The organism is Aestuariivirga sp., assembly GCF_044239095.1.
GTDB lineage: Bacteria > Pseudomonadota > Alphaproteobacteria > Rhizobiales > Aestuariivirgaceae > Aestuariivirga.
In genome coordinates, this window is sequence record NZ_JBIICB010000355.1 from 1 (window position 1) to 3,731 (window position 3,731).

Annotated in this window: 4 protein-coding genes and 1 tRNA gene; 2 read left to right on the forward strand and 3 right to left on the reverse strand. The window is 64.5% G+C overall.

Annotated features, from left to right (window positions below):
* On the reverse strand, positions 1-678 hold a 678-nt coding region (gene queG / locus ACILRA_RS21020), incomplete at its 3' end, for a tRNA epoxyqueuosine(34) reductase QueG (protein WP_395664001.1).
* A gap of 2 nt (positions 679-680) precedes the next feature.
* On the reverse strand, positions 681-1,364 hold the full coding sequence (locus tag ACILRA_RS21025; RefSeq protein WP_395664002.1) for a glutathione S-transferase family protein: 684 nt from the start codon (positions 1,362-1,364) through the stop codon (positions 681-683).
* A 152-nt stretch (positions 1,365-1,516) separates the two neighbouring features.
* Between ACILRA_RS21025 and ACILRA_RS21030 the strand changes: the two genes are divergently transcribed.
* Positions 1,517-2,341 carry an undecaprenyl-diphosphate phosphatase gene (locus ACILRA_RS21030; RefSeq protein WP_395664003.1) on the forward strand — a complete coding sequence of 275 codons (825 nt, stop codon included), beginning with the start codon at positions 1,517-1,519 and terminating at the stop codon, positions 2,339-2,341.
* Here the strand turns inward: ACILRA_RS21030 and ACILRA_RS21035 are convergent.
* Entirely contained in the window at positions 2,308-3,297 is a 990-nt protein-coding gene (locus ACILRA_RS21035; RefSeq protein ID WP_395664004.1) for a complex I NDUFA9 subunit family protein, read from the reverse strand. The genes ACILRA_RS21030 and ACILRA_RS21035 overlap by 34 nt on opposite strands.
* Before the next feature lie 237 nt (positions 3,298-3,534).
* Between ACILRA_RS21035 and ACILRA_RS21040 the strand changes: the two genes are divergently transcribed.
* Positions 3,535-3,619, forward strand: a tRNA-Leu gene (locus ACILRA_RS21040).
* Positions 3,620-3,731: the final 112 nt, after the last annotated feature.

Sequence of the window (3,731 nt, forward strand, 5' to 3'; positions counted from 1 at the left end):
GGACGGGATGTGGCCCGCATGCTCGATGGTGAGGTAGGAAATGCAGCGCCTGGCATCGAGCTGATAGGGGGCGGGAAAGGCATCGGTCGGGCAGATGTCGAGGCATGCCCGGCACGAGCCGCAGTGGTCTTCCTCCGGCTGGCCGGGCGGCAGTTCCGCCGTGGTGAGGATCGTTCCGATGAAGAACCATGAACCGAGGTCCCGCGAGACCAGGTTGGTGTGCTTGCCCTGCCAGCCGAGCCCCGCCTTCTGGGCCAGCGGCTTCTCCATCAGGGGCGCGGTGTCCACGAAGACCTTCACCTCGGCGCGCGCCTCATGGGCCAGCCACTGCGCGATGCGCTTGAGCTTGCCCTTGACCACGTCGTGATAGTCCCGGTTCAGCGCATAGACGGAGATGACGCCGGCCTGCGTGTCTTTGAGCCTTTCGAGCGGGTCGAGGTCCGTGGCGTAGTTCTGCGCCAGCATAATGGCGGAGCGCGCCTCGGGCCACAGCGCAAGCGGGCTGGCGCGCCGTTCGGCGGTCTCCGCCATCCATGCCATGGAGCCGTGCCGGCCCTCGGCCAGAAAGTGGCTGAGGCGCTCCGCCTGCACCGGATCATGCGCGGGCGTCATAATGCGGAGGGCGGCGAAGCCCTCGCGCGCGGCCTTCTCCCGCAAGGCGCTTAACAAGGCGGACACGTTCAGAAGTCGAGGTCCGCATAGTGCGGACCCGGCGTGATGCCGCGGACCATGTCCGCCAGCAGCGGCCGGAATGAGGGGCGGGACTTCACGCGCTGGAACCATGACTTTGCATCAGGATAATCCGCCCACGGAACATCGCCGAAATAGTCGATCGCCGAGAGATGTGCCGCTGCGCCGAGGTCGGCCAGCGAGAGATCGCCCCCGGCGAGCCAGGGCCTGCGGTCGGCGAGGTGCCCGATGTAGTCAAGGTGGCTGCGGAGCTGCGCCATCGCCTGGCGAACACGGCCGGTGTCGGGACCCCCGCCGCCCTTCTCGCGCGGGAGGAAGCGGCGGATCACCTTCTCGGTCAGAATGGGTTCGGAGACCTCGGCGTAGAACTTCCCGTCGAACCAGCCGAGGAGGCGGCGCACTTCAGCGCGTGCGAAGGCATCGCCCGGGATGAGGCTGAGCCGGTCTGATTTGGTCTCTTCGAGGTACTCGCCGATCGCCTCGATGCCGCAGACCGGCGTTGCCGCGTCCTCGAGATAGACCGGAACCGTGCCCGCCGGATTGAGTTCGAAGATGTCGGCGCTGGGCTCCCAGGGTAATTCATCGATCAGTTCGACCGGAACGCCATATTCAGCCAGAGCCAGGCGAAGCCTGCGGCTGAACGGGTCGAGGGTGAAGTGAATGAGGCTCGGCATATTAAGGAAGTCTTAACCTTGAAACTGTCAACTTTGCATCCGAACAAGCCAAATGCCGCGGTTGCGCCGGGTCTTGCGGGCGTATAGGACGCGGGCAGCCCTTGCGGCAAGAGATTCCGGATCAAACTCAAGGGGCCGCCCAGCCAGCCGACATGCTCATTTTCCAGATCGTCGTCCTGGCCTTGATCCAGGGCATTACCGAGTTCCTGCCGATTTCGTCGTCCGGCCATCTGCTGCTTGTGCCAGCACTGACCGGCTGGCCGGACCAGGGGTTGCTGACTGACGTCATGGTCCACATGGGCTCCTTCCTGGCTGTGGTGGTTTATTTCTGGCGGGATTGCGTGAACCTTGCGAAGGGTGCAGTCGATTTCCTCCGGGGGCGCGTCACCAGCTGGGGCAAGCTTGCGCTGCTGATTCTGCTCGGCACCATTCCGGCTGTGCTGTTCGGTCTGTTCCTCGACAAGATCGGGTTCATGGACATGGTGCGCGGCATGCCCGAGGTGGTGGCGTGGAATGCCATCGTCTTCGGCATCCTGCTCTATCTGTGCGACCGCTACGGCCTGTCCAACCGCCGCATGTCCGACATGACCTGGATGCCGGCGCTCATCATCGGCGTGGCGCAGGCCATCGCCATCATCCCGGGCACCAGCCGCTCCGGAATCACCATGACGGCAGCCCGGGCCCTGGGCTTCGAACGGCCGGAGGCGGCCCGCTTCGCCTTCCTGCTCGGCATCCCGGCCATTGCGGGTGCGGGCATGCTGAAGCTGGGCGATGCCGTGGCCTCCGGCGAGACCATCACCTTTGGCATGCTGCTGACAGCCATACTCACCTTCTTCGTGGCGCTCGGCACCATCACGGTGCTGATGAAGATGGTGCGCCACATCAGCTTCCTGCCCTTCGCCGTCTACCGCGTGGGGCTGGGCCTCGTGCTGCTGGCGCTGATCTACTCCGGTATGCCCTTGGGCGCGGTGAACTGACCGGCCTTGCGGTAGCGGTAGAGATAGCCGGGGACGATTGACTCGATGCCCTGGGGGACGATGCCGAGAGCCTCGAGTGTCAGCCCGCCCTGCCGCGCCGCTTCGCTGACGACATTGTCCGTCTTGAGCATTTCCACCTGGTCGAGGGTGAGAAGCGGCTTGGGCAGCAGTCCCAGCACGGCGGCCTGCAGCCTGGCAATGCCCCAGGGAAGGGGCAGCAGCAGGCGCTTGCGCCCGATGGTATCGAGCGTGAACTGCATCAGCTGGCGGAAGGTGAAGACTTCCGGCCCGCCGAATTCAAAGGTTTTGCCGCTCGCCTCGCCGCTGTCGACCAGCCGGGCCACTGCCTCTGCGATATCGCCGACGAAAACGGGGGCGAACTTGGTCTCGCCGCCGCCGATCAGCGGCAGGAAGGGTGAAAGGCGCGCCATCCCGGCGAAGCGGTTGAAAAAATCATCCTCCGGCCCGAACACGATGGACGGCCTGAGGATGATGGCGCCCGGAAAGGCCGCGCGCGCGCGCTTCTCGCCCTCAGCCTTGCTCTGCGCATACTGGGCCGGGGAGTTCTCGTCCGCCCCGATGGCAGACATCTGGATGAACAGCCGGGCCCGTGCGTCGTGCGCTGCCCTGGCCGAGGCTTCCGCACCGAAGGCGTGCACGGCGTCGAAGCTCTGGGCGCCCGCGGAATAAAGAACGCCTGTCAGGTTGATGACTGCATAGGCACCCTCGCAAGCCGCGGCGAGGGAGGCCGGATAGCGCACATTGGCCTGCACCATCATGATCTGGCCGGTGTTGCCTAAGGGCTGCAGATGGCCGGCAAGGTCCGGCCTCCGGCAGGCGACCCGGATGCGGTAGCCGCGCCTGGCCAGCGCCCGCACGATGTGCCGGCCGAGGAAACCCGATCCGCCGATGATGGTGATGAGTCTGTCGGATGGCTGAACGAGCACGGAAATCACCCTGATGTTGTCGTATGCCGCGCCTTTTAGAGCATGATCGCCAAAAGTGGAAACCACTTTTGCGGCAAGATCATGCTCAAGCAATTGATCTTGCGCGCGTTCTTTTCGACCAGGTGATTCCACCTGGCCGGAACGCGCGGCTAGCCCTGCATCGGCAAGGATCCAGAGGCTGAGGAGAGACAATCTCAGGACTGCGGTTGACAGGCCCCTTCCGCCTCTCTAAGACACGCCCCGCTGGCCCAGATGGCGGAATTGGTAGACGCACTAGTTTCAGGTACTAGCGCTGAAAGGCGTGGAGGTTCGAGTCCTCTTCTGGGCACCATCCCTACACATGCGGCAAAGGTCGGGACCCTCTGATGGCAGTTAAGCTTTACAAGGGCGACCTGCCCAATGGCCTCGATCTGGGGTCTTCCGTGGCGGTTGACACCGAGACG